This is a genomic window from Streptomyces sparsogenes (assembly GCF_001704635.1).
GTDB classification, from domain to species: Bacteria; Actinomycetota; Actinomycetes; order Streptomycetales; family Streptomycetaceae; genus Streptomyces; species Streptomyces sparsogenes.
Genome location: NZ_MAXF01000009.1, coordinates 1 through 26,364, shown reverse-complemented (window position 1 = coordinate 26,364; position 26,364 = coordinate 1). Strand labels below are relative to the sequence as shown.

General features: G+C 74.6%; 21 protein-coding genes and 1 pseudogene. 15 read left to right on the top strand and 7 right to left on the bottom strand.

Going from position 1 to position 26,364, the window contains the following annotated elements:
* The first annotated feature begins 266 nt into the window (after positions 1-266).
* On the top strand, positions 267-1,064 hold the full coding sequence (locus tag BBH68_RS00350) for a putative protein N(5)-glutamine methyltransferase (RefSeq protein WP_065957989.1): 798 nt from the start codon (positions 267-269) through the stop codon (positions 1,062-1,064).
* A 350-nt stretch (positions 1,065-1,414) separates the two neighbouring features.
* Positions 1,415-4,960 (top strand): AfsR/SARP family transcriptional regulator, encoded by a 3,546-nt coding sequence (locus tag BBH68_RS00345; RefSeq protein WP_065957987.1) that lies wholly within the window; start codon positions 1,415-1,417, stop codon positions 4,958-4,960.
* 26 nt (positions 4,961-4,986) lie between these two features.
* Here BBH68_RS00345 and BBH68_RS00340 read toward each other — a convergent pair whose 3' ends face one another.
* Together BBH68_RS00340 and BBH68_RS00335 are read right to left on the bottom strand one after the other, a co-directional pair.
* Entirely contained in the window at positions 4,987-5,436 is a 450-nt protein-coding gene (locus BBH68_RS00340) for a hypothetical protein (RefSeq protein ID WP_245737830.1), read from the bottom strand.
* A gap of 165 nt (positions 5,437-5,601) precedes the next feature.
* Positions 5,602-6,282, bottom strand: a complete 681-nt coding sequence (locus BBH68_RS00335; RefSeq protein WP_065957985.1) for a response regulator — start codon at positions 6,280-6,282, stop codon at positions 5,602-5,604.
* A gap of 159 nt (positions 6,283-6,441) precedes the next feature.
* Between BBH68_RS00335 and BBH68_RS00330 the strand changes: the two genes are divergently transcribed.
* From BBH68_RS00330 to ddaH, 5 genes are all read left to right on the top strand, one after another.
* Positions 6,442-7,437, top strand: coding sequence for a Bug family tripartite tricarboxylate transporter substrate binding protein (locus BBH68_RS00330; protein ID WP_065957981.1), 996 nt, complete (start codon positions 6,442-6,444; stop codon positions 7,435-7,437).
* A complete protein-coding gene (locus BBH68_RS00325; RefSeq protein WP_065957978.1) occupies positions 7,434-7,985 on the top strand; it encodes a tripartite tricarboxylate transporter TctB family protein in 552 nt (183 codons plus the stop codon). The genes BBH68_RS00330 and BBH68_RS00325 overlap by 4 nt, the downstream gene beginning before the upstream one ends.
* A 4-nt stretch (positions 7,986-7,989) precedes the next feature.
* Positions 7,990-9,486 (top strand): tripartite tricarboxylate transporter permease, encoded by a 1,497-nt coding sequence (locus BBH68_RS00320; RefSeq protein WP_065957976.1) that lies wholly within the window; start codon positions 7,990-7,992, stop codon positions 9,484-9,486.
* 70 nt (positions 9,487-9,556) lie between these two features.
* On the top strand, positions 9,557-9,934 hold the full coding sequence (locus tag BBH68_RS00315; RefSeq protein ID WP_065957973.1) for a GntR family transcriptional regulator: 378 nt from the start codon (positions 9,557-9,559) through the stop codon (positions 9,932-9,934).
* Positions 9,935-9,996: 62 nt separating this feature from the next.
* Positions 9,997-10,818: a dimethylargininase gene (gene ddaH, locus BBH68_RS00310; protein WP_342673108.1), complete on the top strand. Its 822-nt coding sequence runs from the start codon at positions 9,997-9,999 to the stop codon at positions 10,816-10,818.
* A gap of 20 nt (positions 10,819-10,838) precedes the next feature.
* Here the strand turns inward: ddaH and BBH68_RS00305 are convergent, their stop codons facing one another.
* Positions 10,839-12,014: a DUF5925 domain-containing protein gene (locus BBH68_RS00305; RefSeq protein ID WP_425428746.1), complete on the bottom strand. Its 1,176-nt coding sequence runs from the start codon at positions 12,012-12,014 to the stop codon at positions 10,839-10,841.
* 217 nt (positions 12,015-12,231) lie between these two features.
* Between BBH68_RS00305 and BBH68_RS00300 the strand changes: the two genes are divergently transcribed.
* Both BBH68_RS00300 and BBH68_RS00295 read left to right on the top strand, forming a co-directional pair.
* Positions 12,232-13,221, top strand: a complete 990-nt coding sequence (locus BBH68_RS00300; protein ID WP_065957971.1) for a BtrH N-terminal domain-containing protein — start codon at positions 12,232-12,234, stop codon at positions 13,219-13,221.
* 230 nt (positions 13,222-13,451) lie between these two features.
* Positions 13,452-14,264 carry an SGNH/GDSL hydrolase family protein gene (locus BBH68_RS00295; protein ID WP_065957970.1) on the top strand — a complete coding sequence of 271 codons (813 nt, stop codon included), beginning with the start codon at positions 13,452-13,454 and terminating at the stop codon, positions 14,262-14,264.
* Positions 14,265-14,363: 99 nt separating this feature from the next.
* Here the strand turns inward: BBH68_RS00295 and BBH68_RS00290 are convergent.
* Positions 14,364-15,347: pseudogene (locus BBH68_RS00290) on the bottom strand (urease accessory protein UreH domain-containing protein); the annotation flags it as partial.
* A gap of 204 nt (positions 15,348-15,551) precedes the next feature.
* On the opposite strand from BBH68_RS00290, the gene BBH68_RS00285 reads away from it, so the two are divergent.
* A complete protein-coding gene (locus BBH68_RS00285; RefSeq protein WP_065957965.1) occupies positions 15,552-16,424 on the top strand; it encodes an anti-sigma factor in 873 nt (290 codons plus the stop codon).
* Positions 16,425-16,552: 128 nt separating this feature from the next.
* Complete coding sequence (locus tag BBH68_RS00280) at positions 16,553-16,816, top strand: hypothetical protein (RefSeq protein WP_065957963.1); 264 nt, start codon at positions 16,553-16,555, stop codon at positions 16,814-16,816.
* Positions 16,817-16,995: 179 nt separating this feature from the next.
* Here BBH68_RS00280 and BBH68_RS00275 read toward each other — a convergent pair whose 3' ends face one another.
* The 3 genes from BBH68_RS00275 to hmgA all read right to left on the bottom strand — a co-directional run bounded on the left by BBH68_RS00275 (position 16,996) and on the right by hmgA (position 20,424).
* A complete protein-coding gene (locus tag BBH68_RS00275; RefSeq protein ID WP_079150711.1) occupies positions 16,996-18,237 on the bottom strand; it encodes a type ISP restriction/modification enzyme in 1,242 nt (413 codons plus the stop codon).
* Between the two features lie 91 nt (positions 18,238-18,328).
* On the bottom strand, positions 18,329-19,078 hold the full coding sequence (locus tag BBH68_RS00270) for a GntR family transcriptional regulator (protein ID WP_065957961.1): 750 nt from the start codon (positions 19,076-19,078) through the stop codon (positions 18,329-18,331).
* Positions 19,075-20,424, bottom strand: coding sequence for a homogentisate 1,2-dioxygenase (gene hmgA / locus BBH68_RS00265; protein ID WP_065957957.1), 1,350 nt, complete (start codon positions 20,422-20,424; stop codon positions 19,075-19,077). Before hmgA ends, BBH68_RS00270 begins: the two co-directional genes overlap by 4 nt.
* 117 nt (positions 20,425-20,541) lie before the next feature.
* On the opposite strand from hmgA, the gene BBH68_RS00260 reads away from it, so the two are divergent.
* The 4 genes from BBH68_RS00260 to BBH68_RS00245 all read left to right on the top strand — a co-directional run.
* A complete protein-coding gene (locus BBH68_RS00260; RefSeq protein WP_065957956.1) occupies positions 20,542-21,204 on the top strand; it encodes a TetR/AcrR family transcriptional regulator in 663 nt (220 codons plus the stop codon).
* An 89-nt stretch (positions 21,205-21,293) separates the two neighbouring features.
* Entirely contained in the window at positions 21,294-23,531 is a 2,238-nt protein-coding gene (locus tag BBH68_RS00255) for a molybdopterin oxidoreductase family protein (RefSeq protein WP_065957954.1), read from the top strand.
* Positions 23,532-23,688: 157 nt separating this feature from the next.
* Positions 23,689-25,113, top strand: coding sequence for a CitMHS family transporter (locus BBH68_RS00250; protein WP_065957952.1), 1,425 nt, complete (start codon positions 23,689-23,691; stop codon positions 25,111-25,113).
* A 21-nt stretch (positions 25,114-25,134) separates the two neighbouring features.
* Positions 25,135-26,364, top strand: a 1,230-nt coding sequence (locus BBH68_RS00245; RefSeq protein ID WP_065957951.1) for an MFS transporter, incomplete at its 3' end; no start/stop codon positions are given.

Here is a 26,364-nt window from a genome sequence, read left to right as displayed (position 1 = left end):
ATTCCCTGCGTCAAGACACCTCCGAGACATCCGCCACGCCCTCTCCGCGGCCGGCGGGAGTCCGGCGGGAGTCCGGCGGGACGGCCCTCGCACACGCTTGCGCCCCCGCCCGCCTCGGGTACAGTGTTCGCGGCTCCAGCAGTGAACGACCGAGGAGGTGAGACCCATTACCGCTTGTCAGGTCGGGTGCTCCCCTCTCGCGGCCGTGCGGTCCCTCAAGGCATAGGTGACCGCGGGAGCGCCCTCAGGCGTTCCGAAAGGCTCACATGTCGGTCTCACCGTCACTTCTCCCCCTCTCCACCATCGTCACCAGGCTCCGGGCCGTCGGCTGTGTCTTCGCCGAGGACGAGGCGCGGCTGCTGGTCGGCACCGCGCGCACCGCTGACGAACTCGCCACCATGCTCGACCGGCGCGTCGCGGGCCTGCCCCTGGAACACGTCCTCGGCTGGGCGGAGTTCCACGGCCGGCGGATAGCCGTGGACCCCGGTGTCTTCGTCCCCCGCAGGCGCACCGAGTTCCTCGTCGACCAGGCCGTCGGCCTCGCCCGGCCCGGGGCGGTCGTGGTCGATCTTTGCTGCGGCTCGGGCGCGGTGGGCGCCGCGCTGCTCGCGGCCCTGGGCCGGATCGAGCTGTACGCGGTGGACATCGAGCCCGCCGCGGTGCGCTGCGCGCGGCGCAACATCCCCGCCGGCCAGGGCCGGGTCTACGAGGGCGACCTCTACGAGCCGCTGCCCGCCGCGCTGCGCGGCCGCGTCGACGTACTGGTCGCCAACGCCCCGTACGTCCCCACCGACGCCATCCGGCTGCTGCCGCCCGAGGCCCGCGACCACGAGCCGAGGGTGGCGCTCGACGGCGGCGCGGACGGGCTGGACGTCCAGCGGCGGGTGCTCGCCGAGGCGGCCCGCTGGCTGGCGCCGGGCGGCCATCTGCTGGTCGAGACGAGCGAGCGTCAGGCGCCGGGCGCCGCGCGGGCCTTCGCCCGGCACGGACTGACCCCACGGGTGACCGGGGACGAGGAGCGGGGCGCGACCGTGGTCATCGGCGCCCGCCCCGCCGCGGACTGACCCGGCCCGGCTCGGAACGCCACAACCCGGCCCGGCCCGTCACGGTCTGTCCCGCCCGTCACAGCCCGGCCCGTCACGGTCTGTCCCGGCTCCGGGTGGTGCACGTCGGCGCGTCCCCCCGCGCGCCGACGTGCGACGGCCGCCGACCTGCCATCCCCCGTCGAGCAGGTCGGCGGCCGGCCCCCGAGGCGCCGCTCCGGTGCTCGGCCGGAGCCGCTGAGAACACTCTGCCGCAGCGGACTTGCACCAAATCTTGAAGAAACCTTGGACCGTCCGGCACGCGGGCCCCCGGATTCGCGAGAAGATCAGGGAGGTCGGGGGACAAGCAGGGCATGGGGTGGGAGTCTCGTATGGAATTCCGGGTCCTCGGCCCGGTCGAGGCGTGGGCCGGCGACCGGCACATCGACCTCGGGCATGCCAAGCAGCGCTGTGTGATCGCGGTGCTGCTGGTGGAAGCGAACCGGGTGGTACCCGCCGGGCAGCTGATCGACCGGGTGTGGGGGGAGGGGCCCCCGGCGTCCGTCCGCAGCGTGCTGTACGGGTACGTGGCGCGGCTGCGGGCGGCGCTGCGCGCCCTCGAAGAGAGCGGGGACGCGGCGACGGGGCCGGCCCGGCTGGCGCGGCGCGCGGGCGGCTATGTGCTGGAGGTGGCGCCCGAGCTGGTGGACCTCCACCGGTTCCGCGCCCTGGTCGCCGAGGCCGCGGCCATCGAGGAGGACCAGGCCCGCGCCGCGGAACTGCTGCGCGGCGCGCTCGGCCTGTGGCGCGGGGAGGCCCTCTCCGGGCTGTCCGGCGACTGGGCGGGGAACACCCGGGAGCGGCTGGGCAGCGAGCACATCGCGGCGCGGCTGGCGCTGGGTGACACCGAGCTGGCGCTGGGCCGGCACGCCGAGTTACTGGCCGACCTGCGCGGCCTGGCCGCCGCCCACCCGCTGGACGAGCGGGTCGTACGACAGCTCATCGTGACCCTCTACCGGTGCGAGCGGCAGGCCGAGGCGCTGGAAGTGTACGCCCGCACCCGCGAGCGGCTGGCCGAGGAGCTGGGGGTCGATCCCGGCCCCGAACTCCAGGCGCTGCACCAGCGGATCCTGGTGGGCGACCTCGATGTGCGCGCCCCCGCGCCGGCACCGCCCCCACCGCCGCACTCCCCGGCCCCTGCCCCGGCCGCTTCCGCCGCCCCACCGCCACCCGCGCCGCTGGACCACAGCGGGCCGCGGCTGGTCCCCGCCGAACTGCCGCGCGCGGTCCCCGGCTTCACCGGCCGCGTCGAGGCGGTCGCCCGGCTGCACGCGCTCTTACCCGCCGGCGACCCGGCCCCGGACACCGGCACGGTGGTGATCTCCGCGATCGGCGGCTCCGCGGGCGTGGGCAAGACCGCCCTGGCCGTCCACTGGGCCCACCAGGTCCGCGAGCGGTTCCCCGACGGCCAGCTCTACGTCGATCTGCGCGGCTTCGACGGCAACCGCGAACCGCTCCGCCCGCGCGACGCCCTCGGGCAGCTGCTGCGCGGCCTGGGCCTGACCCCGCAGGAGATCCCCGCCGACGAGGACGAGATGCTCCGCCGCTACCGGTCCCTGCTGGTGGACCGGCGGATGCTGATCCTCCTGGACGACGCGGTCTCCGCCGAGCAGGTGCGTCCGCTGCTGCCCGGCGGGGCCTCCTGCCTGACCCTGGTGACCAGCCGCAACCGGCTCGGCGGCCTGGTCGCGCGGGAGGGCGCGCACCCCCTCGTGCTCGATGTGCTGGCCCCCGGCGAGGCCCACGCCCTGCTGATCGCCGTCCTCGGGGAGCCGCGCGTGGCGGCGGAGCCGGACGCCGCGGCCGAACTCGCCCGGCTGTGCGGCTGCCTCCCGCTCGCGCTGCGGGTGGCCGCGGCCCAGCTGGCCTGCGAGCCCGGCCGGAGCATCGCCGACCTGGCGGCCGAGCTGGCCGAGGGCAGCAGGCTGGCGGTGCTGGAGCTGGAGGACGACGAGCGGTCCGCCGTCCGGGCCGCCTTCGATCTGTCGTACCGCGCCCTCGACCCCCGGGCCCGGTTGCTGTTCCGCCGGCTCGGGCTGGTGCCAGGGCTGGAGTTCGACGCCGGCGCCGCGGCGGCGCTGCTGGACGACACCGGGCGGCAGGCCGCGGGGCTGCTGACCACTCTTGCCGGGGCGCACCTCGTCGAGCAGCGCGGCGAGGGCCGTTACGGCCTGCACGACCTGCTGCGCGAGTACGCCTGCGAGCGGGGCGAGGCCGACGACCCGGCGGAGGAGTCGGCGGCGGCGCGGGACCGGCTGTACGCGTGGTACCTGCTCGCCGCGGACACGGCGGGGCGGATCCTCTATCCGCAGATCCCCCGGCTGCCGCGCGAGATGGGCGGGGTGGCCGGGGCGGCCCCGGCGGACCCCACGTCCCCGGCGGTCCCCGCGTCCTGGCCGTCCCGCGCGGGCTCGGAGGACCCGGAGGGCTCGGGGGGCTCGGATGCGCCCCGCGCCCCGTTCGCCGCGGGCTCCGAGACCCTGCGCATCCCGCCGGTGCGGGAACCCGTGCGGCCGGCCGACGAGATCGAGGCCATCGTGTGGCTGGAGACCGAGCGGGCCAACCTGCTGGCCGCGGTCGAGCGCACCGCACGGCAGGGGCCGCGCGCGGTGTCCTGGCACCTGACCGACGCGCTGCTCGGCTACTTCTGGCTGTGCCTGCCCCGAGGGACCTGGCACGTCACCGCGCGGAGCGCGCTGGACGCCGCGGTCGCCGAGGGCGACCGGCGCGGCGAGGCCGCCATGTACTACAACATCGGCTTCGCCCTGTGGGACCTCGGCGTGCTCGGCGAGTCCGCGCTCCACCACAACCGCGCCATCGAGTTGCACCGGGCCCTCGGCTGGCGTCCCGGCGAGGCTGCGGCCCTCGGCGGCCTGGCCTATGTGGAGTGGGAACAGGCCCGGCTGGACGACGCGCTCCGGCACTTCGACGCGGCGCTGGCCATCCTGCGCGAGCTGGGGCAGAGCGACGCCGAGGCGTTGGCGCTCATCGGCGTGGGGCTGGTCCACCGGGACATGGGCCGGCTGCCCGAGGCCGTGGGCGACCTGGAGGCGGCCCTGAGCATCCGGCGCAAGGCCGGGGTCCGTTACGAGGCCAACCACCTGGACAACCTCGGCATCGCCTACTGGGAGGCCGGCCGGCTGCGCGAGGGCCTGGACATCCTCGCCGAGGCCCTGGCCATCAACGAGGCCGTGGGCTACCGCAACGGCCACGCGGTCGCGCTCCAGGTCACCGGCCGGATCCACCTGGAGTGCGGGCGCCACGAGGAGGGTCTCGACCACGGCGAGCGCGCGCTGCGGCTCGCCCTGGACACCGGCAACCGCCGGATCCAGGCCGACGCACTCAACACCATCGGCGAGGCGCACCGGCGCGCCGGAAGCGGCGAGCGGGCGGCCGAGAGCCACGAACGCGCGCTGCTCGCGGCGCGCGCCGCGCACAACCGGCGCGCGGAGGCGGACAGCCTCCTGGGCCTGGCCGCCGCCTACCGGGGCCTCGGCCACGCCGACGCCGCGCTGGCCCGGGCGGAAGAGGCCCGGCAGTTGGCGCGGCGCTGCGGCTTCCGGCTGGTCGAGGGGCAGGCCCTCACCGAACTCGGCGCGCTCCACGCCGCCGCCGGGCGGTACGGGGAGGCGCTGGCCCGCGCGGCCGAGGCGGTGTCCGTGCAGCGCGAGACGGGCCACCGGCTGGGCGAGGCCCGGGCCCTCGACATCATCGGCCGCGTCCCGGACACGGTGCCGGGAGCGGTGCCGGGAGCGGTGGTGGGAGACGCGCCGGGGGCCGGGCCGGACCCGACCTCGGGCGAGAGGGGCCGGGCGCACGCGGCCAGGCGCCGAGCCCGGGAGATCTACGCCGACACCGGCGCCGGGGACAGCCCCTGACGCCGCGCCGGGGGAAGGCGACGCGGTCAGATGTCCTGGCAGAGCCGGCGGGCCTCGGCGAGGCTCTTCTTGACCTTGCTGTCGCCGAAGTTGTAGGTCCTGGCGTGCTCGCTCTGGAGCCGGAGCATGGCGTCGGACAGCGGCTTGTACCGGTCGTCGCCCGCGGCCGCCGCGGCGGACAGCGTGAGGGCCGCGCCGAAGCGGTTGAGCGCGATCTCGCCCTCCGGCCCCTTGGCGGTGTACTTGGACTCGTCGATCCCGTTCAGCGCGCGGCAGGCGTCCCGCGCGTCGCCCGCGGCGTCGTTGGCGGAGCCGTCGTCGCCGCTGACCGCCCAGGCCACGCCGACACCGGCGCCGCCGAGCAGCACCCCCACGAGCAGAGCGGCGACCAGGGGGCCGCGGCCCCGGCGCGGCGGCGGCGACAGCGGGGCGTCGGATGGCGGTATCGGGCCGGGAGCAGGCTGCTGTGACGACATGCGGTCAAGATAGCTGGTCAGCGGGGCTCCGATGAGGGCGGGGCGCCCCGGGCCCAGGCACGCGACGGCCACGTCGGGCGAGTGCCCGGCAGGCAAGTGCCCGGCAAGCAATGGCTGTCGGGCGTCGGGCGTGTCGGGCGTCGGGCGCGTCGGGCGACGGCCCCGTCACGCGATCCAGCGGTAGCGGCGCTCCGGCCGCCCCGTGCCGCCGTAGCGCAAGGTGACCTCGGCCCGCCCCGTCTCCGCGAAGTACTCCAGGTAGCGGCGTGCGCTCACCCGGGAGAAGGCGCCCGCCTCCGCGCACTCCGCCGCCGACAGCCCCTCGGAGTGCTCGCGCAGGGTGCGCTCGACGAGGCTCGCGGTGTGCGCCGCCAGGCCCTTGGGGAGCCCCCGGGACCGGGAGCCGCGCGGCCGGGTGCCGAAGATCTGGTCCACGTCCTCCTGGCTGGCCTCGTCCAGCGTGTCCAGGCGGGCCCGCAGGGCGGCCGCGTGCCGCAACTGCTCCTGAAGGGCGGCGCGGTCGAAGGGCTTGATGAGGTAGTGCAGCGCCCCCGCGCGCAGCGCCTCGCGCACGGCGTGCGGGTCCTTGGCGGCGGTGATGAACAGCGCGTCCACATGGCGGTGTTCCTCCCGGGCCCGCATTCGGCGCAGCACACTGATGCCGTCCATGTCCGGCAGATACACATCCAGCAGGACCAGGTCGGGGCGGAGCGCGTCGGCGGCGCGCAGCGCCTCGGCGCCCGTGTGGGCCACCCCGGCGACCGTGAAGCCGTCCAGCGCCGCCACATAGCGGCTGTGCAGCTTGGCCACCATGAAGTCGTCGTCGACCACCAGCACTCTCGTCATCGAACGCGCCTTCCCCGTTGCCTTCGCCGTTGCCTTCGCCGTGTACGCAACGACCACAAGGTCTCTTAATACCGAAAGAGAGACAGCGCGTTAACCCGCGGGCAACATGTGGCGCGCCTCACACCGACACCCACGCAAGGACAGAAAGGCGGTGTCACCGTGCTCTCCAGTCCGCGTCTGCGCACCCCGCTCGCCATACTCTCGGCGGCGCTGATCGTGCTCCTCGGGCCCCCGCTGCTCAGCTCCGGCAGCGGCTCCGCCAGCGGCACCCACATCCCCGGACTGCGCCTGATGGTGCCCAACACCCCCGGCGGCGGCTACGACATCACGGCCCGTACGGCGGCCAAGGCAGCCGAGGACGCCGACCTGAGCCGCAACATCGAAGTCTTCAACCTGCCCGGCGCGGGCGGCACGGTCGGGCTGAGCCGCCTGGTGGCCGAGCGCGGAAACGGCAAGCTCGCGATGTCCATGGGCCTGGGCGTGGTGGGCGCGGTGCACACCAACCACGCCCCGTCCACGCTCGCCGACACGACGCCCATCGCGCGGCTCACTCAGGAGCCGGACATCGTGGTCGTGGCCAAGGGGTCCAAGTACCAGGACTTCGGACAGCTGGTGGCGGACTGGCGCGAGAAGCCCGGCTCGCTGCCGGTGGGCGGCGGCTCCTCGCCCGGCGGTCCCGACCACCTGGCCCCCATGCTGATGGCCAAGGCCGCCGGGATCGCCCCGAAGAAGGTCAACTACATCCCCTACGACGGCGGCGGCGAGCTGCTCGCCTCCGTGCTCGGCGGCAAGGTGGCCTTCGGCGTCTCCGGCGTCGGCGAGTACCTCGACCAGATCGAGGCGGGCGAGCTGCGGGTGCTCGCGGTGACCAGCGAGAAGCGGCTGCCGGGCCTGGACGCGCCGACGCTGAGGGAGTCCGGGCTGGACGTGTCCTTCACCAACTGGCGCGGCATCGTCGCCCCGCCCGGTCTGACGGACACCGAGCGCGACAAGCTGATCGGCCTGATCACCAAGATGCACGCCTCCAAGCAGTGGAAGGAGGCGGTCCGGCGCAACCGCTGGACCGACGCCTTCATGACGGGGGAGGACTTCGGACGCTTCCTGACCGCCCAGGACAGGCGCGTGGACACGGTGCTGAAGGAGCTGGGACTGTGACGGACCACCACACCGACGCGACCGCCGGCACCACAGAGGCCACCAGAGGTGGCATCAGGGCGTTCCTGCGCGGCCGCTCCGAACTCGGCGTGTGCGCCCTGCTGCTGGCCATCGGCGTCCTCGTCCTCACCGACGCCCTCACCATGGACACCGACTTCGCCCAGCGCGGCCCCGTCGGCCCGAGGACCGTGCCGATCGTCGTCGGCGTCGCCCTGCTGGTCGTCGCCGTCCTGCTGGCCGTGGACGTGCTGCGCGGCGGCAAGGGCGAGGCCGAGGGCGGCGAGGACATCGACCTGAGCGCCCCCGGCGACTGGCGCACCGTCCTGCTGCTGTCCGGGGTCTTCCTCGCCAACGCCATCCTCATCGAGCCGCTGGGCTTCCCCATCTCCGGCGCGCTGCTCTTCTGGGGCTCGGCGTACGCCCTCGGCAGCCGCGCCTTCCACCGCGACCCGCTGATCGCGGCCGTCCTGTCCACGCTCACCTTCTTCGTCTTCGACCGTCTGCTCGCGGTGCCGCTGCCCGGCGGCCCGCTGATGGAGGTGCTGTAACGCGATGGATTCCCTCTCCTCCCTCCTCGACGGCTTCGGCACCGCCCTGAGCCCGGTCAACCTGCTGTGGGCGGCGGTCGGCGTGCTGCTGGGCACCGCCATCGGGGTGCTCCCGGGCATCGGCCCGGCCATGGCGGTCGCGCTGCTGCTGCCCGTCACCTACGGGCTCGACCCCACCGCCGCGTTCATCATGTTCGCGGGCATCTACTACGGCGGCATGTTCGGCGGCTCCACCACCTCCATCCTGCTGAACACCCCCGGCGAGACCGCCGCCGTCGTCGCCGCCATGGAAGGCCATCCCATGGCCCGCTCCGGACGCGGCGCCCAGGCCCTCGCGGCCGCCGCGATCGGACACTTCGCGGGCGGCATGATCGGCACCTGTCTGCTGGTCTTCCTCGCCCCGACCGTCGCCGACCTCGCCGTCGACATCGGCGCGCCCGACTACTTCGCCATCATGGTGCTGGCCTTCATCGCGGTGACCTCCGTGCTCGGCAGCTCCCGCGTCCGCGGCTTCGCCTCCCTCCTCATCGGGCTCACCATCGGCCTGGTGGGGCTGGACCAGATGACCGGCCAGCAGCGGCTCACCTTCGGCTCCCTCGAACTCGCCGACGGCATCGACGTCGTCATCGTCGCCGTCGGCCTCTTCGCCATCGGCGAGGCGCTGTGGGTGGCCCTGCACCTGCGCCGCCGCCCCGACGAGCCCATCCCGGTCGGCCGCCCCTGGCTCGGCAAGGCAGAGCTGCGCCGCACCTGGAAGCCCTGGCTGCGCGGCCCGGCCATCGGCTTCCCGTTCGGCGCGATCCCGGCGGGCGGCGCGGAGATCCCCACCTTCCTGTCGTACGTGACCGAGAAGCGGCTCTCCAAGCACCGCGACGAGTTCGGCAAGGGCGCGATCGAGGGCGTGGCCGGTCCGGAGTCCGCCGCCTCCGCGTCCGCCGCGGGCACGCTGGTGTCCATGCTCACCCTCGGCCTGCCCACCACCGCGGTCGCCGCCGTGATGCTGGCCGCCTTCCAGCAGTACGGCATCCAGCCCGGCCCGCTGCTCTTCGAACGCGAACCCGACCTGGTGTGGGGGCTGATCGCCTCCCTGTTCATCGCCATGGCGATGCTCCTGGTGCTCAACCTGCCGCTGGCTCCGGTGTGGGCCAAGCTGCTGCGGATCCCGAGGCCGTACCTGTACGCGGGCATCCTCTTCTTCGCGGCGATCGGCGCGTACGCGGTGGGCGGCGAGCCGCTGGACCTGGTGATCCTGCTGATCATCGGTCTGCTGGGGCTGCTGATGCGGCGTTACGGCCTGCCGGTCCTGCCGGCGGTGATCGGCGTCATCCTCGGCCCGGCGGCCGAACAACAGCTCCGGCGGGCCCTCCAGATCAGCGACGGCAGCGTATCGGGCCTGGTCAACACGCCCTTCGCGGTGACCGTGTACGTGGTGATCGCGCTGATCCTGTGCTGGCCCTTGGCCAAGCGGCTGGTGCCGCGCGGGCGCGCGAAGGCGTCCTGATCGTCCTCACGGCGGGCCGTGGCACACAATGGATGCCACAAAACCGCCCGCACGCCCTGGAGACCGGCCCGTGGCCCTGCAGATCACCGTCGACCCGGATTCGGCGACGGCCCCCTTCGAACAGATCCGCGCCCAGATCGCCGACCAGGTGCGCTCCGGGACCCTGCCGGTGGGCTACAAGCTGCCCACCGTACGCGGCTTCGCCGGGGAGCTGGGGCTCGCCGCGAACACCGTGGCCAAGGCCTACCGCGCGCTGGAGTCGGACGGGGTGATCGAGACCCGTGGCCGCCACGGCACCTTCGTCGCCGCCGCGGGCGACGCGGCCGCCCGCGAGGCCGCGAGCGCGGCGGCGGCCTACGCCCAGCGGGCCCGGCGGCTCGGCCTGGACCGGGCCGCCGCCCTCACCGCCGTCGAGGAGGCGCTGCGGGCGGCTTACGCCGACGGGTGAGCCGAGGAACCAAAGGTGTGTCAGAGCGTCAAGGCCGCACAGTATGGAGTCGAGGAGACACCGTGCCCCCTGCCACAGTCATCGGTGCCACAGCCATCGGTACCACAGCCATCGGTGCCAAAGCCGTCGTCCGGCGCCCCAGCCCCCGGCTCGCCGAAGGGCTCGTCACCCACATCGACCGCGAGCCGGTGGACGCCGCGCTGGCGCTGCGGCAGTGGGAGGTCTACGTCGTGGCGCTGCGCGCCCACGGCTGGGAGCCGGTGGAGGTGCCCCCGGCGGACGACTGCCCGGACGGCGTGTTCGTCGAGGACACCATGGTCGTCTACAAGAACGTCGCGCTGATCGCCCGCCCCGGTGCCGCCGCCCGGCGCGCCGAAATCGCCAGTGCCGAGGAGACGGTCACCGCGCTCGGCTGCTCGGTGAACCGGATCCGCGAGCCCGGCACCCTGGACGGCGGCGACGTCCTCAAGATCGGCGACACCCTCTACGTGGGGCGCGGCGGTCGCACCGACGCCGGCGGCGTACGGCAGCTGCGCGCCGTCTTCGAGCCGCTCGGCGCCCGGGTGGTGGCCGTCCCGGTCAGCAAGGTGCTCCATCTCAAGTCGGCGGTCACCGCCCTCCCCGACGGCACGGTGATCGGCTATCCGCCGCTGGTCGACGACGTGCGGGCGTTCCCGCGCTTCCTCGCGGTCCCGGAGGCGTCCGGCGCCCACGTCGTGCTGCTCGGCGGCGGCAAGCTGCTGATGGCCGCGAGCGCGCCCAGGAGCGCCGAGCTGTTCGCGGACCTCGGGTACGAGCCGGTGCCCGTGGACATCAGCGAGTTCGAGAAGATGGAGGGCTGTGTGACCTGCCTGTCGGTGCGCCTGCGGGACCTGTACGCCTGAGCAGCCCGGCCCGGCAGGCGCTACAGGTACAGCCCCGCGTCCGCCTCGGCCGGCTGCGCGGGCACCGACGGGGGCCGGGTGCCGCGGCGCAGCGCGAACAGCTCGGCGAGCGTCGCGCCGTCCCGCGCGATGCCCTCCTCGCTGCCCAGCCAGCCGACGGCCTCCGCCCGGGTGAGCCGGCCCACCTCGATCCTGGCCAGACAGCGGCCCGGGCGGACCACGGCCGGGTGCAGCCGCTCCAGGTCCTCGTTGGTGGTCACCCCGACGAGCACGTTCCGGCCCTGGCCGAGCAGCCCGTCCGTCAGGTTCAGCAGCCGGGACAGGGCCTGACCGGCCGTATGCCTGGCCTCGCCGCGGATCAGCTCGTCGCAGTCCTCGAGCAGCAGCAGCCGCCAGCGGCCCTTGGCCGAGCCCTCGTCCTCGCCGATGGCGATGTCCATCAGATAGCCGACGTCGGAGAACAGCCGCTCCGGGTCGAGCACGCAGTCCACCTGGCACCAGTCCCGCCACGAGCGGGCCAGGGTGCGCAGCGCGGAGGTCTTGCCGGTGCCGGGCGGGCCGTGCAGCAGCAGGAGCCGGCCCGCGATGTCGTCCGGGGTGACCTTCATCAGCCCGTCCATGGCCTCGGCGACCGGGGCGGTGTAGTTGCCCCGGATCTCCTCCCACGTCCCGGCGGAGATCTGCCGGGTGGTGCGGTGCGGGCCGCGCCGCGGGGAGACGTACCAAAAGCCCATCGACACGTTCTCCGGCTGGGGCTCCGGCTCGTCCTCCGCGCCGTCGACCGCCTGGCGCAGCACCTTCTCGGCGAGTTCCTCCGCGACGGCCGTGACGGTCACGTCCGCGCCCTGGTTCCACCGGGACACCAGCAGCGTCCACCCGTCGCCCTCGGCGAGGGTGGCGCTGCGGTCGTCGTCGCGGGCGGCGCGCAGCACCCGCGCGGCGGGCGGCAGCAGCGTCTTGCCGGACTTGACCCGGTCCACGGAGTGGCTGCGGGCGTACGGCTGCTCGCCGGTCGCGAACCGCCCGAGGAAGAGCGCGTCCACGACGTCGGACGGGGAGTCGCTGTCATCGACGTTCAGCCGGATGGGGAGCGACTGCTCCGGGGGTGTGGTGGGCAGGGCCTGCCTCCTGGAAGACGGGACGGGACGAGACGGGAGGAGCGGGGCGGTGCGTCGGTCAGCGCACTCCCGAGCCATGATTCAGCACGAAGGGCCGTCGCGCACCCGGGTTTACGGGCGTTTACCGAGCTGTTCTCGAAGAAGCCCGCCGAATGGGGGCGTTCATGCATAGTCTTACCCGATATAGGGCGTCATGCAGCGGGTGTCATACGGGTGGACGTCATGCGGGTGGACTCTCCCGCCGTGGGAGAGTCCACCATGAGGGCGGATCGTCCCCCGGCCAGGAGAGCACGGCATGACCACGGTGACAGACATCGACGCCCGCGGTACGCGGCACTGCGAGACCACGGCCTCGGGGGTGCTGCTGCGCCACCAAGGGCTCGATCTGTCCGAGCCCATGCTGTTCGGCCTCGGCTCCGGCCTGTCCTTCGTCTACTGGGACAGCAAGAACATGGGCTTCCCCTTCCTCGGGGGACGGGTCAAGCCCTTCGAACTCACCCGGAACCTGGCCGCGAGGCTCGACCTGGAACTGGTGGTCCGGGAAACCACCTCGCCCCGCAGGGGATGGGAGAACGTGGTGGCGGCCATCGACGCCGGCCGCCCCGTCGGACTCCAGCTCGACAGCTACCACCTGGACTACTTCACCTCGAAGGTGCACTTCGGCGGCCATATCGTCGCCATGTACGGCTATGACGACCAGGACGCCTACCTGGTGGACACCGATCAGCAAGGCGGGGCGGTGTCCACCAGCCTGGCCGGTCTGGCCCGGGCCAGGGCCGCGCGCGGGCCGATGAGCGCCAGGCACCGGTCGTTCACCCTCACCGCCCCGAGGGGCCTGCCGTCCCTCCGGAGTCAGGTCGTCGACGCCATCACCGCCTGCGCCGACGCCTTCCTCCACCCGCCCATCGCCAACCTCGGCCACCGGGGCATCGAGAAGGCCGGGAAGCTGGTCCGCGGCTGGCTCCAGCGCACCGACGACCCGCGCCGGGACCTGCCGCGGGCCGCCCTCCTGATGGAGAAGGCCGGCACCGGCGGGGCCCTGTTCCGCAACCTCTACCGCGACTTCCTCGCCGAATGCGCCCCGCTGCTCGACAGCGGCCACCTGCGCACGGGCCACGGGCTGTACGCCGAGGCGGCCCTGCTGTGGACGGAAGTCGCGGCGCTGATCACGAAGGCCGGTGAGTCGGGCGATGAGCGGTGCCTCGCCCAGGCGGGCACCGTCCTCGGCGAGCTTTCCCGCATCGAGCGCGAGGCCATGCGGGCCCTGAGCCGCCTGGAGCGGTGAGCCGCACCGTTCCTGACGGGCCGTCCTGAGCGAAGTTCATCGATACGACCAGAAGATTTTCCCAACTACACGCATAGACCCCTCGTTTCGGCGGGATGACATATCCATGTCACGCCGGGCGCAGGCGGTACCGCGCGAGCGACGTGACAGACGGTTTCGAACGCGATTGCCCCCTTGGTGGGCGGTCGTGTCGCACCAGCATCGGCAGCAGTCCTGCTAAGGGAGACCGAATGAAACTGTCCAGACTCACGGCCACCGCCTGTTCCTTCGTGGTCGGCGCCGTGCTCGCCCTCACCGGCGCCGGCGCGGCCCAGGCCGCGGAGAGCGCCGCGGCGCCCGCCTACGTGGCGCTCGGCGACTCCTACTCGTCCGGCGTCGGCTCCGGCAGCTACGACTCCGCCAGCGGCAGTTGCAAGCGCAGCACCAAGGCCTACCCCCGCCTCTGGGCCAATGCGCACGCCCCCTCCAGCTTCAACTTCACCGCCTGCTCCGGCGCCAAGACCGGCGACGTCCTCAACAACCAGCTCGGCCCGCTCAACTCCGGCACCGGCCTGGTCTCCATCTCCATCGGCGGCAACGACGCCGGCTTCGCCGACGTCATGACCACCTGTGTGCTGCCCGGGGAGGACAACTGCCTCACCGCCGTCGCCAACGCCCGCAGCTACGCCCAGAACACTCTGCCCGGCAAGCTGGACCAGGTGTACAACGCGATCAGCTCCAAGGCGCCGTCCGCCCGCGTCGTCGTCCTCGGCTACCCGCGCTTCTACAAGCTCCAGGGCGACTGCATCGCGGGGCTCACCGAGAGCGAGCGCTCCGCCATCAACAACGCCTCCGACTTCCTGAACTCCGTCATCAGGGGGCGCGCCACCGCCCACGGCTTCTCCTTCGGTGACGTCGCCACCCCGTTCACCGGCCACGAGATCTGCTCCGGCAGCGAGTGGCTGCACAGCGTCACCTGGCCCATCGACGAGTCCTACCACCCGACCGCCGCGGGTCAGTCCGGCGGCTACCTCCCCGTCCTGAACGCGGCCGACGGGATCTGATCAGCTGTTTGCTTGTACCTCGCCACCAAACGCACCTTCTCCACCCCCCACGTGAGAGCGGGAGGCCCCGGACGTCCGTCCGGGGCCTCCTCGCATGGGTCAGCCCATGGCGGCCGCCGCCCCCCTGAGCACCAGCCCGCAGCCCAGCGCCAGCACCACGGCGGCCGTGCCGACGGGCGAGGCGCGGTGCAGGAGCCGCAGCACCCGTCGGCCGGGGCCGCCGTCCCCGGCCCGGGCGGCCAGCCGCCGCGTGGCCCGGCGCCCCAGGCGCACCACCGCGGCCTCGGCCAGCGTCAGCGTCAGCGCCAGCCCCGCCCCGTACGCCAGCACCAGCAGGAAGCCGAACCACGCCTGCCCCAGCGCCGCCGCGCCCACCAGGACCACCACGGCGGACGGGCTGGGCACGAGCCCGCCGGCGAAGCCGAGGAGGAGGGTGCCGCGCAGCGTGGGACGGCCGGAGGTATGTGGGTGGTGATGGTGATGAGGTTGATGGTGGTGGTGATGGTGTACGGAACCGCGACGCACCCGCAGCGCCTTGCGCAGCAGTCCCGCCCCCGCCAGCGCCACGAGCACCCCGCTCGCCACGCCCAGCCACGCGATCACGGACGGCGCGGCGGCCGACCCCGCCGTGACCAACAGGCCCAGCGCGAACACGCCGAGCGTATGGGTCACCGTCACCGAAGCCACGAGCGCCAGCACGTCGCGCATCGCGGTGCGCCCGCCCGCCGCCGCGGCCGCCGCCATGAGCGTCTTGCCGTGGCCCGGGGCGAGCGCGTGCACCGCGCCGAGCAGCATCGCGGTGGCGAAGGCGGTCACGGCGAAGAACGGGGTGATGTCGTGCCGCGCCACCAGCGCGGTGAGCGCCTGGGTCCAGCGGTCCACGCCGCGCGGGAACACCCCGCCGCCGGGCGCCTCCTCCCGCCTCTCCGCCCCCTCCGCGCCCTCTGACGCCCCGCCCGCCCGCGAGTCGGCGAGCGGCGGGCCGCCCGGCGCGGTGCGCAGCGCGGCGGCCCGCTCGTCGGGCGGGGAGGAGAGCCGGCCCTGCGGATAGCGGGTCAGCCGCCGGGAGGGCGAGGACCTTGGGAGCGGCGGTATGAGCACCGGCGGGACCCCGGCGGGGCCCCCGACCCGGCCCCCGGCGGGACCCCGGACCGGACCCCCGGCGGGGCCCCCGACCCGACCCCCGGCGGGACCCCGGACCGGACCCCCGGCGGGACCTCCGGCCGGACCCCCGGCGGGACCCCGGACCGGACCCCCGGCGGGACCGACAACCGGGCGGCCGACTGGATCTTCGCCCGGGCGGCCGATCGGGCCCCGGCGTACCGGGGCGGCAGGGGGCGCAAGGCGCACACGTCGGCCGCCGCGTACGCCCTCGACGCGCTGGCGCCCCGGGAGCGGCGTCGGTACGAGCGGCACCTGGCCCGCTGCCCGGGGTGCGCCCGGGACGTGCGGGAGCTGGCGCAGGGCGCGGTGCGGCTGGCGCGGGCGGTGACGGTCCCTGCCCCGCCAGGGATGCGGGACCGGGTGCTGGCGGCCGCCCGGGCCACCCCTCAGGAGGCGCCCTCGGCCGCGGCCGGCGGACCCGCCGGGCAGCCGGCCCGCGCCGCCCACGCGGGCCGCCCCGGGCCCGGCGGGCGGCGGGCGCGCGCCGCGGGCCCGTCCCCGTCCTTCCGGCGCCCCGCGTTCGGCCTGCGGCTCGCCGCGGCGGCCGCCGCGCTGTCCCTGGCCGCCGCGGTCGTGCCCGGGGTCGAACTGGCCCGCACCCGCGAGGAGCTGGACCGCGCGCGGGGCGCGACACGCGCCGTCGAGCAGGTGCTGTCGGCGCCGGACGCCCGCGGCGTGAGCGGGCGGGACGCGCGGGGCCGCGGCATCAACGCCGTCACCTCCCGCCGGCTCGGCGCGGCCGTGGTCACCGTCTTCGGGCTGCCCGCGCCGCCCGAGGGGCGCGCCTACCAGCTCTGGCTGATCGACGCGGGTCCCGGCGGGTCCGCCGCTCCCCGCCCGGCCGGTCTCCTCAAGGGCAGCGGGGAGGGGGACCCGCTGGTCACGGGCGGCTTCGGGGCGGACACCGAGCGCCTGGCGGTGACCTTGGAACCGGCCGGCGGCTCGCCCCGGCCGACCACGAATCCGGTCGTGCAACTCGCCCTGAGTGATCCATGATTCGCGGTGAACGCGTCAACGCCCTTGACGTGAAGGTGAATCAGCGACCGGGGGTGCGTGGGTGACGGCTCGCCGAGGTAGGGTTACTCTGCCCGGGGCGGGTGCCCTCGTACGGGTGGGGAGTGACAATGGAGCAGATAACAGTACGCAGCAGGCCGCGCGTGCCTGCCATCACCTGCGGGAGCGGTTCGACCAGCGCCCGCCTCGACCGCCATCTCGCGGTGCTGGCCGGCCCTGCCGTGCCACAGCGGGAGGCGGAGGGTGCGGCGGTGCTGATGCAGGAGCTGACCGCGCGGGACCACGCGCGCACGGAGCGGAACAGGGGCGCCAGGGTCTCGCTGTTCGCGCCGCTGCGCCGACTGCGCCGTTCGCTGTTCGGCAGCCGCCACTGACCCGTGCGGCCCGTCCGGCCCGCTCCAGCCGGTGAGGCCGTGCAGTGACTCTGTGGTGCATACAGGACACCGACACGCCATGACCAGGCGTGTCGGTGTCCTGCGTTCCCCAACAACCCTGCGCGTTCCCCAACAACCCTGTATCAGGGCCGACCCGTCGCGAACCGGGGGAGCGGCGCTCACACCAGCGCGAACTGCCCGCCCGGCCCCTCCTCGTGATGATCCAGCACGGACGCCGGGCGGCGGGCCGCGCCGGGCACCGGCAGTACGCCCGCCTCGCCCAGCTCCGCCGGGCCGATGCGCGGCCCGGCGGCCAGCCGCTCGGCCAGCGCCCGCCGCGCCGGGCGCTCCTCGGCGAGCAGCGCCAGCACGGTGATCAGTTCCAGCAGCTCGGACGTCCACTCGCGCGGCCAGGCGGCCGGGACGACGGCCTCCAGCGTGCCGGGCTCGCCCCGGGCCGTACGGCGCTCGAACCAGCTCTCCAGCACCCGCACCCCGCCCGCGTGGAACTCCCACGCGGCGCGCGGCACCGGTGCGACGCGGCCCGCGCCGAGGTGCAGGGCCGCCTCCTCCGGGTCGTACGCGAGGGTCCCGGGCAGACCGCGCTCGGGGAGCGCGGCGCGTACGTAGGGGCGCTGACCGCCCGGTAGGCGCGGGCGTTCGCCGCTGTGCGCCCCGCGCGTATGCAGCCACAGCGCCCGGCGGCCCAGCTCCACGCCCGCCTCCCAGGTCTCCGGGTCGGCGGCCAGCGGCACCGCCCAGCCCTCCGGGCGGTGACCGGCGCAGGCGGCGACCCAGGCCAGGAAGTCCTCGGCGCCCACCGGCCGGGCCAGCCGGGCGGCGAGAAGGCCGAGCAGCCCCGGCGCCAGATTGGGCTCGCGCCCGCCGGGGCGGCGGTAGAGCGGCCGGATGCGTCCGGGGCGGCCGGCGGGGGAGTGGCCGTCCGGCAGCAGCGCCGAGAACGTCAGCGTCGGGGCCGGATCGGGGCCGGCCCCCTCGACGGCGTGGATCTGCCGGTCGTCGGCCACCCGCCACAGCTCCGGCCGGGCGGCGTCGATCAGCCGGTGATCGGGGATCAGCCACTGCTGGTCGTACGGCCCGTGGGCCACCCGCACCGGCTCCGGGCACCGCCCGCTCTCCAGCGCCAGCGGGGCGGTGGAGGTCCGCTGCCCGGGCAACTGGGGCACCGCGCTGCGCAGCGTCCGGGAGCGGCTCGGGCGGAACAGCGCCGCCCGCCCGCCCTCGTCACCGGCGGCGACCAGCCGCTCCCAGCGCGCCTTGAGCACCGCCGGGTCCGGGCCCAGCACCCACGCCCGGCCGAGCCGCAGCGGCCCCACCGACCAGGGCATCAGGTCCGCCAGCAGCGGCGCGTCGGCCCATACGGCCCGGTCGGCCGCCCCTGTGGCCCGTGTCGCCGTCACGCCGCAGCCCTTCCCCCGGCACTCGCTCCCGCTCCCACCCCGCATCGTATCCACGCCCGCGCGGCGCGAAGGGGCTGCCGCCCGGCGGCGGTCACTCCGCGTCGAGGGTGACCGTGAACGAGAAGCGGTCGCCCCGGTAGTGGATGCGGGCCACGTCGACCGCCCGGCCCGCGTCGTCGTAGGTCACCCCGGTGTAGTGCAGGATCGGGCTGAGCAGGGGCACCTGGAGCAGCCGGGCCGTCTCCGGGTCGGCCAGCCGGGCCTCGACGGTGTCCGTGATGCGGCTGATCCGCACGCCCACCGCGTCCCGCAGCACCTTCGTCATCGGCCAGCGCGCCAGGTCCTCCACGTCGATGCGGTCCGCGACCTCCGGGCGGACGAAATTCTCGGCCCAGTTGGTCGGCTCGCCGCCCGCCGCGTCGCGCCGCAGCCGCCGGTAGGACATGGCCTCGCGTAGCCCCGGGAAGTGCTCCGCCAGCTCCGCCGGTACGGCGGCGGGCCCGTGGCCGAGCACGGTCGTCCGCTCGCCGGACTGCTGGGCCACGATCGCGTCCACCGAGCCCAGCAGCCGCACCGGCGCGCCGCGCCGGGCGCTGGGCTCGATGAAGGTGCCGCGCCGCCGGTGGCGGCTGATCAGCCCCTCCGACTCCAGCTCCTTGAGCGCTTGGCGCATGGTCAGGACGCTGACGCCGTAGTGCTCGGCCAGGCGGTCCTCGGGGGGCAGCCGCAGCGGCTCGTGGGGGCCGCGCCCGAGTATCGAGGCCCGCAGGGACTGCGAGACCTGGTACCACAGCGGCAGTTTGCGGTTGAGGGTGAGGGAGTCGGGGGCGAAGGAGGTCACCGGAAGTGCCGCTCCAGGCCCCGCCACACATCGTCGTACCCCTGCTGGAGGTGGTCCGCCTCCAGCGCCTGCCGGGTGGCCGCCACCGGCCAGCGGGTCTCGAACATGAAGGCCAGCCCGTCGTCGACCTTGTGCGGCGCCAGCTCGGCGGCGCTCGCCCGCTCGAAGGTCTCCCGGTCCGGGCCGTGCGCGGACATCATGTTGTGCAGCGAGCCGCCGCCGGGCACGAAGCCGCCCGCGCCGGCGCGCTTCGCGTCGTACGCGCCCTCGATCAGGCCCATGTACTCGCTCATCACATTGCGGTGGAAGTACGGCGGCCGGAAGGTGTCCTCGCCGACCAGCCAGCGCGGCGCGAAGACGACGAAGTCCACGTTGGCCAGGCCCGGGGTGTCCGAGGGCGAGGTCAGGACCGTGAAGATCGACGGGTCGGGATGGTCGTAGCTGATGGTGCCGAGCACATTGAAGCGGCGCAGGTCGTAGACGTACGGGACGTGGTTGCCGTGCCAGGCGACGACGTCCAGCGGGGAGTGGTCGTAGGTCGCCGACCACAGCTCGCCGCAGAACTTGTTGACCACCTCCACCGGGCCCTCGACGTCCTCGTACGCCGCGACCGGGGCCAGGAAGTCCCGCGGGTTGGCCAGCCCGTTGGCGCCGATCGGGCCCAGGTCGGGGAGGGTGAAGGGGCGGCCGTGGTTCTCGCAGACGTAGCCGCGCACCTCGGGGTCGAGCGGCTCGACGCGGAAGCGCACCCCGCGCGGCACCAGCGCCACATGGCCCGGCTCGGCGCGCAGCCGCCCGAACTCGGTGCACAGCAGCAGCCCGCCCCGCTCGGGCACGATCAGCAGCTCGCCGTCCGAGTCGCTGAACACCCGGTCGGTCATCGGCGCGTTCGCCGCGTAGAGGTGGATCGCCATGCCCTCCCGGCGGGCGGGGTCGCCGTTGCCGCCGAGCGTCCACAGGCCGGCCAGGAAGTCGGTGCCGGGGGCGGGCTCGGGCAGCGGATCCCAGCGCAGCCGGTTCGGGTCCGGGGCGCACTCGGTGAACGGCGCGCCGCGCAGCGCTCCGCCCGCGACCCGGACGAAGGGCGGGTGCGCCGCGGAAGGGCGGATGCGGTACAGCCAGGAGCGGCGGTTGTGGGCGCGCGGCTCGGTGAACGCGGTGCCGCTCAGCTGCTCCGCGTACAGCCCGAGGGGGGCGCGCTGGGGGGAGTTCCGGCCGACCGGCAGGGCGCCGGCGACGGCCTCGCTGCTGTGTTCGTTGCCGAACCCGGGGGAGTGGGCCAGCCCTTCGGCCGTCTTGCGCGCCCGCTCGATGTCCGTCCCGCCGCTGTCCGTTCCGCCGCTCATCGTCCGGCTCCCGCCACTCGGCCCACTCGTCTCACTTGGCTCACTCGTCTTTCGGCGCAGTGATTCCATGTCGTGATTCCTATGTACGACCATAGGAATCGAAAGCGGGGTGAGTCAATGATCGGGCAGGATGGTGGCGTGCCCATACCGCCCCTCCGCCGCGCCCCGGTCCAGCGCCGCAGCGCAGAACGCCTCGGCCGGATCCTCGACGCCTGCGCCGAACTCCTCGACGAGACCGGTTACGAGGACCTGAGTACCCGTGCGGTCGCCGAGCGCGCCGGCGTGCCCATCGGGTCCGTCTACCGCTTCTTCTCCAACAAGCGCGCCATGGCCGAGGCCCTGGCCCACCGCAATCTCGACGAGTACGCCGCGCGCGTCACCGAGCGGCTCGCCGCGTCCGCCGCGTCCGCCGCGTCCGGCGCGGACGGCGGCGGCTGGCGGGAGGCGATGGACGTGGTGGTCGACGAGTACCTGGCGATGAAGCGCGGGGCGCCGGGCTTCGCGCTGGTCGAGTTCGGCATGCCGGTGCCCGTGACCGCGACGCCCGACCAGCCCAACCACCTGGTCGCGGACCGGCTGCGGGAACTCCTCGGCGAGCGGCTCGGCCTGGAGGAGTCGGGCGAGGCGGGGGAGCGGGTGCGGGTGGCCTTCCTGCTCGCCGTCGAGGCCGCGGACGCGCTGCTGCGGCTCGCCTTCCGCGTCCACCCGGAGGGTGACCCGGTGATCGTGGCGGAGACGAAGGAGCTGCTGCGCGCGTATCTGGCCGGCGTCCTGGACTGAACACCCGCCACCCTCCCCCCCACATGCCTACCAGTCGGTAGGGTGAGGGGCCATCGCGTCACCGCCGCCGCCGTCCCCGGGAGGGACCGATGAGCCGTACCGCCCTGCGTATCTGCCCGCTGTGCGAGGCCACCTGCGGGCTGACCCTGACCATCGGGGAGGAGGGGCGGGTCACCGGGGCCCGCGGCGACGGGGACGACGTCTTCAGCCGGGGCTTCATCTGTCCCAAGGGCGCGTCGTTCGGCCAGGTGGACGCCGACCCCGACCGGCTGCGGCAGCCGTGGGTGCGGCGCGGCGGCAGGCTGGAGCCGGCGAGCTGGGACGAGGCCTTCGCCGCCGTCGAGGCGGGCCTCGCCCCCCTGTTGGCGGAGCACGGGCCGCGGGCGACGGCCGTGTTCCTCGGCAACCCCAACGTCCACACCATGGCGGGCGGGCTGTATCCGCCGCTGCTGCTCGGCGCGCTCCGCACCCCCAACCTCTTCACCGCCAGCACGCTCGACCAGATGCCCAAGCACGTCTCCAGCGGCCTCCTCTACGGCGACGCCAACGCCGTCCCCGTGCCCGACCTCGACCGCACCGACCACCTGCTGATCATCGGCGCCAACCCGCTGGACTCCGGCGGCAGCCTGTGCACCGCCCCCGACTTCCCCGGCCGGCTGCGGGCCCTGCGCCGCCGCGGCGGGCGGCTCACCGTGGTCGATCCGCGCCGCACCCGCACCGCCGAGGCCGCCGACCGGCACCTGGCCATCCGGCCCGGCACGGACGCGCTGCTGCTGTTCGCCCTGGTGCAGGTGGTGTTCGCCGAGGACCTGGTGGCGCCCGGGGCGGTCGGCGAGCACCTGACGGGCGTGGACGAGGTGCGGCGCCTGGCGGCCGACTTCCCGCCCGAGGCGGTGGCCGGGGCCTGCGACCTGCCCGCCGAGGAGATCCGTACGCTCGCCCACGAGCTCGCCGCCGCGCCCCGGGCCGTGGTCTACGGGCGGATCGGCTCCACCACCGTCGAGTTCGGCACCCTCACCAGCTGGCTGGTCGACGTCCTCAACGCCCTGACCGGCAACCTCGACCGGCCCGGCGGGGCCATGTTTCCGCTGTCCGCCACCGCCAGGGCGCCGCGCCCGCCGCGCCCCGGCAAGGGGTTCGCGCTCGGCCGCTGGCGCAGCAGGGTCGGCGGGCACCCCGAGGCGAAGGGCGAGCTGCCCGCCGCCGCGCTGGCCGAGGAGATCGAGACCCCGGGCGAGGGGCGGGTCAGGGCGCTGATCGTGATAGCGGGCAATCCGGTCCTCTCCGCGCCGGACGGCGACCGGCTGGACCGGGCGCTGGCCGGGCTCGACTTCATGGTGAGCGTCGACCCGTACCTCAACGAGACCTCACGCCACGCGCACGTCCTGCTGCCGCCGCCCCCGCCCGGCCAGAGCCCGCACTTCGACTTCGCCTTCAACGCCTTCGCCGTCCGCAACCAGGTCCGCTACTCCCGCCCCGCCCTCCCGCTGGAGGCCGGCCGGCTCAGCGAGGCCGAGATCCTGGCGCGGCTGGTGCTGTGCGTGAGCGGCCGCGGCGGCGCCGACCCGGCGGCCGTGGACGCCATGGCGATCGACGCGGCCCTCGGCAAGGCCGTGGCCGACCCCCAGTCGCCGGTGCACGGCCGCGACCGCGGCGAGCTGGCCGCCCACCTCACCGGCGTCGACGGCGCCGAGCGGCGGCTGGACCTGATGCTGCGGCTCGGCCCGTACGGCGACGGCTTCGGCGCCGACCCCGAGGGCCTGACCCTCGCCAAGGTCCTGGCCCACCCCCACGGCATCGACCTGGGGCCGCTGCGGCCCCGGCTGCCCGGCCTGCTCAAGACCCGCAGCGGCACCGTCGAGCTGTGCCCCGAGCCGCTGGCCGCCGAGACGGAGCGGCTGCGCCGGACGCTGGAGAGCCGCGCCGACGGGCTGCTGCTGGTCGGCCGCCGCCATCTGCGCTCCAACAACAGCTGGATGCACAACATCCCCGCCCTCGTCGGCGGCAGCAACCGCTGCACCCTCCAGGTGCACCCCAAGGACGCGGCCCGGCTCGGCGTGGCCGACGGCGCCCTGGTGCGGGTCAAGGGCGACGGCGGCGAGCTGGAGGTCGAGGCGGAGGTGACCGACGCGGTGCGGACCGGGGTGGTCAGCCTGCCGCACGGCTGGGGGCACGACCGCCCCGGCACCCGGATGTCGGTCGCCGCGGCGCACCCCGGGGTCAACGTCAACCAGCTGATCGACGGCTCCCGGCTCGACCCCCTCTCGGGCACGGCGGTCCTCAACGGCTGCCCGGTGCAGCTCACGGTGGTCGCACCCTCGGCCTGAGCCGCCCCTTCCGCTCAGCCGCCCTCCCCGGGCTGACCTGGGGTTTTGCGCTTATTGCTCACGTGTCAAGACCTTGTTAACGCAAAGTTGCGGCACCTAACGTCACCTCGACCGCCAGTTCTGGGGGAGTTCAAAGGTGAACGTGAGGTAGCCAAATATGCTGACAATCCTCGGATTTGTCATGATCGCCACCTTCCTGGTGCTGATCATGATGAAGAAGATGACCCCGATGGGCGCGCTGGTGCTCATCCCGGCGCTTTTCTGCGTCCTCGTCGGGAAGGGGGCGCACCTGGGGGACTACGTCATCAAGGGCGTCGGTGACCTCGCGCCCACCGCGGCGATGCTGATGTTCGCCATCATCTACTTCGGGGTGATGATCGACGTCGGCCTCTTCGACCCGATCGTCCGGCTCATCCTGCGGTTCTGCAAGGCCGACCCGATGCGGGTGGTCGTCGGCACCGCCGTGCTCGCCGCGATCGTCTCGCTCGACGGCGACGGCTCCACCACCTTCATGATCACCGTCTCGGCCATGGTGCCGCTGTACCGGCGGCTGAAGATGAGCCTGGTGGTCATGACGGGGGTCGCGGCCATGGCCAACGGCGTGATGAACACGCTCCCCTGGGGCGGCCCCACCGCCCGCGCCGCCGCCGCGCTCAAGCTCGACGCCAGCGACATCTTCGTCCCGATGATCCCGGCCCTCGCCTGCGGCCTGGTCTTCGTCTTCGCCCTCGCCTACGGCCTCGGGCTGCGCGAGCGCAAGCGCCTGGGCACGCTGACCCTGGAGGAGGTCACCGCCGAGCCCGAGACCGTGCTCGTCGGCGCCGGTTCCGGCACCGGCCGCGGCGCCAAGGGCCGTACGGGCAAGAAGGCCACCGGCGGCGCGGGCGGCGGCACCGACGCCGAGGCGCCCGCGGGCGGCGCCGTGGACGGCGCCGAGGAGCACCAGGGTCTCGACCCGAACCGGCCCACCCTGCGCCCCAAGCTGTACTGGTTCAACGCGGCCCTCACCATCGCGCTGCTGACCATGATGATCCGCGAGGACCTGCCCATCCCGGTCCTGTTCCTGCTCGGCGCCGCCATCGCGCTCACCGTCAACTTCCCCAGCGTCGCCGACCAGAAGGCCCGCGTCGCCGCCCACTCCGAGAACGTCGTCAACGTCGCCGGCATGGTCTTCGCCGCCGCGGTCTTCACCGGCGTCCTCACCGGCACCGGCATGGTCGAGCACATGGCCCGCTGGCTGGTCGACGGCGTCCCGGACGGCATGGGCCCGCACATGGGCCTGGTCACCGGCATCCTGTCCATCCCGCTGACCTACTTCATGTCCAACGACGGCTTCTACTTCGGCATCGTGCCGATCCTCGCCGAGGCCGGGGCCGCGCACGGCGTCGAGCCGGTGGAGATCGCCCGCGCCTCCCTGGTCGGACAGGCCCTGCACATGTCCAGCCCGCTGGTCCCGGCCGTCTACGTCCTGGTGGGCATGGCGAAGGTCGAGTTCGGCGACCACACCCGCTTCGTGGTGAAGTGGGCGGCGCTCGCCTCGCTGGTGGTGCTCGGCGCGGGCCTGTTGTTCGGCATCATCTGACCTGTGGAACCGGTGGGACCTGTGGACATACGAGAGCCCGGTAGGGGCTGGCTGCTGCGGCTGGTCATCGCCTTCACGTTCGCGCAGGCGGCGGTGAGCATGGCCCGCCCGGCCGTCTCCTACCGGGCTCTCGCGCTGGGCGCGGACGCCCGGGCGGTCGGCGTGATCGCCGGCGTCTACGCCCTGCTGCCGCTGTTCGCCGCCGTACCGCTGGGGCGGCGCACCGACCACGGGCGCTGCGCCCCGCTGCTGCCCGTCGGCGTCGCGCTCATCGCGACCGGCTGCGCGCTCAGCGGCCGGGCCGGGTCGCTGGTGGAGATGGCCGTCTGGAGCGGGGTGATGGGCCTGGGCCACCTGTCCTTCGTGATCGGGGCGCAGTCCCTGGTGGCCCGCCAGAGCGCCCCCGAGGACCAGGACCGCAACTTCGGCCACTTCACCATCGGCGCCTCCCTCGGCCAGCTCATCGGCCCCGTCGCCGCCGGTCTGGTGGTCTCCGAGCACGCCGACGCGCTGGCCCGCACCAGCGCCGCCGCGCTCTTCGGGTCCGCCGCCGTCGCGGCCTTCGCGGTCACCTCCCTGTGGCGCGTCGAGCACCGCGCCCCCGCGAAGGGGCCGCGCCCGCCCTCCGCCGACGGCGCGCGCCCCGGGCGGGTCTCCGTCGGCGGCATCCTGCGCACCCGGGGCGTGGCCTCCGGCATCTTCATCAGCCTCGCCGTGCTCTCCGCCACCGACATCCTCACCGCCTACCTCCCCGTCGTGGGCGAGCAGCGGTCCATCGCGCCGGCGGTCATCGGACTGCTGCTGAGCCTGCGCGCCGCCGCCACCGTCGCCTGCCGGCTCGTCATGACCCCGATGATCCGCCTGATGGGCCGCACCGCCCTGATGGCCGCCAGCTGCCTGGGAGCCGGGCTGCTGTGCGCGGCGCTCGCCCTGCCGCTGCCCGCGTGGGCGCTCGGCCTCCTGCTGGCCGCGCTCGGCTTCTGCCTCGGCGTCGGCCAGCCGCTGTCCATGACCACCGTCGTCCAGGCCGCCCCGGACGGGGCCGGCTCCACCGCGCTGGCGCTGCGGCTGACGGGCAACCGCCTCGGCCAGGTCGCCGCGCCCGCCTCCGCGGGCCTCCTCGCGGGCCTCGCCGGGACGGCCGCGCCCTTCGTGATGCTCGGCGTGCTGCTGCTCCTCTCCGCGGGCGTGGCCCTGCGCCCGGCCGGCCACGGCGCCCCCCCCCCCCCCCCCCCGGCGCCGCCCCCCGGA